Origin of the sequence: Hydrogenophaga flava NBRC 102514, assembly GCF_001571145.1 — a bacterium.
GTDB classification, from domain to species: domain Bacteria; phylum Pseudomonadota; class Gammaproteobacteria; order Burkholderiales; family Burkholderiaceae_C; genus Hydrogenophaga; species Hydrogenophaga flava.
Map to the genome: position 1 here is coordinate 1 of NZ_BCTF01000065.1, position 1,486 is coordinate 1,486.

Annotated in this window: 1 protein-coding gene and 1 pseudogene; both read right to left on the bottom strand. The window is 67.6% G+C overall.

The window, feature by feature from the left end; translation table 11 throughout:
* Positions 1 to 1,073 (bottom strand): methyl-accepting chemotaxis protein (locus HFL01S_RS24385; RefSeq protein WP_169802383.1); only part of this gene is annotated, 1,073 nt, incomplete at its 3' end.
* Positions 1,074 to 1,119: 46 nt separating this feature from the next.
* Positions 1,120 to 1,486, bottom strand: a pseudogene (locus tag HFL01S_RS25495) (methyl-accepting chemotaxis protein); the annotation flags it as partial.

The window sequence follows — 1,486 nt, forward strand, 5'->3', positions numbered from 1 at the left end:
CCGATCTTCTGGCTGCGGTGGTTGATCTCCTGCATGGTCGCCACCACCTCGCCCACCACTTCGCCGCCGCGCGCTGCCACCGCCGCGTTGGCCTGGGCCATCTCGCTGGCCTGGCGCGCCGACTCGGCGCTCTGCTGCACGGTGCTGGTGATCTGGTCGATGCTGCTGGCGGTCTGCTGCAGGCTGGAAGCGGCCTGCTCGGTGCGGCTGGACAGGTCCTGGTTGCCCGAGGCGATCTCGGCGCTGGCCACGCCGATGCTGTCGGTGGTCAGGCGCACCTGGCTGACGATGCGAGCGAGCGAGGCCTGCATCTCGCCCAGCGCCGACATCAGCCGCGTGAGCTCGTCCTTGCCTTCCACCCTGACCGGCTGGGTGAGGTCGCCGCGCGTGATGGCCACGGCCAGCTGCTGCGCCTGGTCCAGCGGACGGCAGATGCTCTGCATGTTGGCCAGCGTGGTCGGCACCACCACCAGCACCGCCACCGCCACCGCGATGCCGAACAGCAGCATGGTCTGCTGACCGGTGCTGACCTGCTCGGCCTGCACCGCGGCCGCTTCCGCCGAAATGATGGCCTCGATCTTCTTCATGTCGGCCTGCAGGTCGGCGTAGCGGTCGTGGGCGCGCGCCAGCATGCGGTTGGCCACGGTGGCGCTGTCGTAACCACCGGCCTTGATGTTGGCCACCGTGGGTTCGACCGCCGCCGAGTAGTCCTTGAGCTTGACGCTCATCTGCTGCAGCACCGCGTTGTCCTCGTCGGCCTCGCCTTGCTGCAGGGCCTCCATCAGCTTGGCGATCTCGTCGCGGGTCTTCTCCCACTTCATGTTCGCCAGCGACAGCTGCTCGGGTGATTCGTAGTGGATCACCATGTCCTTCTCGTGGCGGCTGAGGTCCGCCATGGCCAGCCGCAGCTTCGACAGCTCGACGGTTTCATGGAAGGCGTGATCGACGAACTCCTGGCTCAGGGCCTGCATGCGCTGCATGCCCCACAGGCCGGCGCTGCCCACCACGAACAGCAGGGCCAGCACGACGCCGATGGCGCCGATCATTCGGAAACGGATGGAAAAGTGACGCATGAAAGACCGGATCCACATGATGAGACTCGCCTTGTTTTTTTATGATTCAGAAGCTTTCCCAGTCGCCTTCGGTGCTGGCGCTGGCCACCACCCTGGCAGGGGGTACGGACGGGGATGAGGCAGCCGCAGGCGCCTTGGGCGTCTGCCTGACGGGCTGTTCACGCTGCACCCGCTGGGCGGCCGTCTGGGCCGGTGCCTTTTCCGCTGTTTTTGCCGGCACCGAAACCGCTGCCTGGGGCGCCTGCACCGCTTTGGTGGTGGCCGGTACCGCCGGGGCGGCCGGGGTTGCTGCGGGCAGCGCAGACGACACCATCGCGCGGGCAGCGCTGTCGACCTTGAAGGTGGCCACCACCTGGGCCAGTCGAGCGGCCTGGTCCTTCAGGCTCTCGGCGGCAGCCGCGCTCTCTTCCACG